This window comes from Lentiprolixibacter sp. (assembly GCF_982873095.1).
On sequence record NZ_CEYNTP010000001.1, the window covers coordinates 32,426 to 36,785 of the forward strand.

The 4,360-nt window shown below is 46.7% G+C and carries 5 protein-coding genes; all 5 read right to left on the minus strand.

Going from position 1 to position 4,360, the window contains the following annotated elements:
- Positions 1-503, minus strand: a 503-nt coding sequence (locus tag AC4E7D_RS00165; RefSeq protein ID WP_490171771.1) for a hypothetical protein, incomplete at its 3' end; no start/stop codon positions are given.
- Positions 504-629: 126 nt separating this feature from the next.
- Positions 630-1,490 carry an ATP synthase F1 subunit gamma gene (gene atpG / locus AC4E7D_RS00170; RefSeq protein ID WP_490171772.1) on the minus strand — a complete coding sequence of 287 codons (861 nt, stop codon included), beginning with the start codon at positions 1,488-1,490 and terminating at the stop codon, positions 630-632.
- Between the two features lie 28 nt (positions 1,491-1,518).
- The gene (gene atpA / locus AC4E7D_RS00175) at positions 1,519-3,099 is read right to left on the minus strand and encodes a F0F1 ATP synthase subunit alpha (protein WP_490171773.1); all 1,581 of its coding nucleotides are present in this window, start codon (positions 3,097-3,099) and stop codon (positions 1,519-1,521) included.
- A gap of 55 nt (positions 3,100-3,154) precedes the next feature.
- Entirely contained in the window at positions 3,155-3,694 is a 540-nt protein-coding gene (atpH, locus tag AC4E7D_RS00180; protein WP_490171774.1) for an ATP synthase F1 subunit delta, read from the minus strand.
- Positions 3,695-3,698: 4 nt separating this feature from the next.
- Positions 3,699-4,199 carry a F0F1 ATP synthase subunit B gene (locus tag AC4E7D_RS00185; RefSeq protein ID WP_490171775.1) on the minus strand — a complete coding sequence of 167 codons (501 nt, stop codon included), beginning with the start codon at positions 4,197-4,199 and terminating at the stop codon, positions 3,699-3,701.
- Between the last annotated feature and the right edge of the window lie 161 nt (positions 4,200-4,360).

Consider the following 4,360-nt stretch of genomic DNA (forward strand, 5'->3'; position numbering starts at 1 on the left):
TTGGGTCTTGCAGGGAGAAGCTCAGGGGTTTTATCCTTCACCCCGGTAACCTTGACATATTTTATCCTGTCGTCAATTCGGTAGGATATTACGGCTTCTTCGGGCTGTAATTCGAAGGGGAATTTCTTCTTGCCAACTTTTTCTGCCGGGGGTTGATTGCCCACTTCCTTCATGGGGTCGTCATGCATAATGATATCAGGCTTTACTTTTGGAGTACGCTGGTACTTGCAATACAGCACCTGTTTTCCCGCTTCTTCAAGGAGTATGGGTGTTAGTACATGACCGCGGAAATAGACTGCCTCATACGCAATGTCTGTATATTCCGGAAAGCTAAGGGGTAATCTCAGGATGAACCCGGAACCACTCTCTTCCCTTCCTCCTGCGAATGGCGTACAGCTGGGCTTTTCAATGCTGAAGGGTGCGTCGGTCGCTAATTTCTTCTGGGAAGAACAGCCCGAAACCCCTAGTAATATCACAAGAAGAAGTGCAATAAGATATCTCATATGAACAGCTTCAGAAATTGAATAATGTAAAGATAGGAAACCAAAATTGGTGCCAAAGTAGATCGTAGTATTACTATAAAAAACCCTGCCACAAGCAGGGTTAAATATTTTAGACGAAAGATCCGCTTAGGCGTTCAGCGCTTCCGCTCCTCCAACGATTTCCAGGATTTCCCCGGTAATCGCCGCCTGACGAGCTTTGTTGTAGGTTAGCGTCAGTTGATCCTTCATTTCGGAAGCGTTATCCGTGGCTTTGTGCATGGCGGTCATCCTGGCGCCGTGCTCACTGGCAAACGAATCCCGAATGGCTTTAAAAAGTTGCGTCTTTAAAGACTTTGGGATCAGCTGGGTTACGATATCTTCCTGTGAAGGTTCAAAGATATAGTCCGCCCCCGCATCCTCAGCCTCTTCTACAGATACAATGGGTAAAAATTGCTCTGTGGTCACAATCTGTGTTGCTGCATTCTTAAACCTGTTGTACACCATGATGATCTTATCATAGGTCCCTGCTGTGAAAGCTTCCATCAGGTCCTCAGCTATTGCCGCTGCCTTTTCAAAGGTAAGCTGGTCGTAGATCTCACTGTGGTCTTCCATGACCTCAAAGCTTTTGCTGAGGAGGTCATTCCCTTTTTTACCAATGGTCATTACCTCCACGGAGGTGTTCTGATACTCGGTTTCTGCCAGGGAAATGGCATGTTTTATAATGTTGGAATTAAAAGCCCCACATAGTCCCCGATTAGAAGTGCAGGCCACGATGAGCACCTTTTTCACCTCGCGTTCCTCCGCATACTTCCCTCCGGCTTCACTGTCCAGGCTGGCGCTCAGGTTTTGCAGCAATTCCGTGAGTTTGTCCGAGTAAGGCCGCATAGCAGTAATGGCATCCTGGGCTTTCTTCAACTTAGCAGCCGACACCATCTTCATGGCACTGGTAATTTGCATGGTAGAGCTTACCGATGCAATCCTGTTACGTATTTCCTTTAAGTTAGCCATGGGTAACTTTTAAGTTGGCGAATAATGATTAACCTTTGTATTTGCTCGCAAGGTCCTTGCAAACTTTGGTGAGCACCTCTGTTGCTTCATCCGTAAGTTTTCCGGATTTGAGCACGTCGAGCACGTCCCTGTGCTTAGCGTTCAAATACTCGAGGTAATCTTTTTCGAATTCTTTTACCTTCTCTACCGGTACATCACGAAGCAGGTTTTTGGATCCCGCAAAAATTATTGCGATCTGGTTTTCAACAGTAAAGGGGTCACTTTGGGCCTGTTTCAGGATCTCCACGTTACGGCGCCCTTTTTCAATGACATTCATGGTAGCCGCATCAAGGTCAGAACCAAACTTTGCAAAAGCTTCCAGTTCACGGAACTGCGCCTGGTCCAGTTTTAGTGTCCCCGCTACTTTCTTCATGGACTTAATCTGTGCAGATCCCCCAACACGGGATACCGAAATCCCCACGTTGATCGCAGGGCGAACCCCCTGGTTGAACAAATCCTGCTCGAGGAAAATTTGTCCGTCCGTAATTGAAATTACGTTGGTTGGGATATAAGCTGAAACGTCTCCTGCCTGAGTCTCGATTATGGGCAGTGCGGTAAGTGATCCCCCACCTTTAACCATCGGCTTGAGTACCTCTGGGAGGTCGTTCATGTTTTGTGCAATCGTATTGTCGTCGATCACCTTGGCAGCCCTTTCCAGCAACCTGGAGTGCAGGTAGAACACATCCCCTGGATATGCCTCACGTCCCGGTGGCCTTCTCAATAATAGAGATACCTCACGGTACGCAACAGCCTGCTTGGATAAGTCATCGTATATGATCAGTGCCGGCCTTCCGGTGTCACGGAAATACTCCCCGATAGCTGCCCCTGCAAAAGGAGCGTACACCTGCATAGGTGCAGGGTCAGATGCATTAGCTGCTACGATGGTCGTATATGCAAGGGCACCCTTATCTTCCAAAGTCTTGGCAATTGCCGCCACAGTAGAAGCCTTTTGCCCCACAGCCACATAAATACAGTATACGGGCTCTCCTGCATCATAAAATTCCTTTTGGTTGATAATGGTATCGATACAAACGGTGGTCTTACCGGTCTGACGGTCACCAATTACCAGCTCACGCTGTCCCCTACCGATAGGGATCATCGCGTCTACGGCCTTAACCCCAGTTTGCAAGGGCTCGTATACCGGCTGGCGATAGATTACTCCGGGAGCCTTTCTTTCAAGCGGCATTTCATACAAATCTCCGGCAATGGGTCCCTTACCGTCAATAGGGGTACCCAGGGTATTCACCACGCGCCCTACAATACCTTCACCAACCTTGATTGATGCAATCCTTTGGGTTCGCTTTACAGTAGCCCCTTCTTTGATCTCTTTAGACGGTGCCAGCAATACTACCCCAACATTGTCTTCTTCCAGGTTGAGGACGATTCCTTCAAGACCGCCTTCAAATTCAACCAGCTCACCGTATTGTGCATTGGCCAATCCATAGATACGGGCAATACCATCCCCTACCTGCAATACGGTCCCTACTTCATCAAGAGTGGCGCTAGCCTCAAAACCTGATAATTGCTTCTTTAATATTGCTGATACCTCAGCGGCTTTTACTCCTGCCATATCCTAATCTTATAAATTGTTTGCCCCAGGGATGGCCCTGCAGGCTGTATTATGATTAAATGCTACTTGTAAATTCTCTTTTTAATTTGTCCAGTTTATTCGCAATGCTCGCATCGTATTGCAAATCGCCTACCCTCAGAAGAAAACCACCGAGAATATCTTTATCTATGTTGCTTTCCAGGGTAACCTTGTCTCCTGTTATCTTTTCAATCTGGGCTAATAATTTCTTTTCCAGCTTACTGTCTAAAGGCACTGCCGTAGTCACGTAGGCTACTCGCTCCCCTTTATACTCTTCATGCAGCCTGATATATTGTGTGGCCACTTCGCTCAGGAGCGCTATCCTTTTTTTATCGATCAGCAGTGAGATCAGTCCTTTCCCGAGTTCGTTGATGTTTTTAAACACCCCGGACAGGATAGACTTCTTTGTTTCCGCAGGGACAACAGGGCTTCCTAAAACGTCTTTTAGTTCGCTATTCGTTGCAATCGTCTCTGCCACAAGGCGCATATCCTTTTCAAGGGCTGCATCTGCCTTCTTCTCAATGGCGAGGTCTAAGGTGGCTTTCGCGTATCGTACTGCCGCTCTGGAATCGCTCATGGGATTAATTCAATTTTATATCACCCAGCATATCGTCCACAAGTTTCACCTGCTTCTTATCGTCAGACAATCGCTCTTTGATGACTTTTTCTGCGATTTGAAGGGATAGATCTGCTACCTGATTTTTGATGTCTGCTACTGCCGCTTTCTTTTCACTTTCGATAGTTGCCTGTGCCTGCTTTATCATCTTATCCCCTTCTACCTGAGCCAGATCACGCGCATCGGCAACAATTTTTTCTTTTATTTCCCGAGCCTCCTTCAGCATCACCTCGCGCTCTGCACGGGCTTCCTGTAATAATTTCTCGCTGTCTGCAGTAACGTTCTGCATTTCCTTTTTAGCTTCCTCTGCAGCGGCAAGGGCATCTTTGATTCCTTCTTCCCGATCGTTTACGGCATTTAGGATAGGCTTCCATGCATATTTCCAAAGCAGGAATACCAGGACGATAAACAACAGGGTCTGCCAAAAAAACAAGCCTAATGAGAATTCTTCAATTAACTGCTCCATGCTATAACTTCTTAACTATTTAACGCAATAATAAAAAGCAACCGCAACCAACCGTTACGGTTGCCTTTTGTTTAATTTTAGTTTTCTGCAGTTGCGAACAATGCAGCAAAACCAATACCTTCAATAAGCGCCGCTACGATAAGCATCGCTGTTTGAATTTT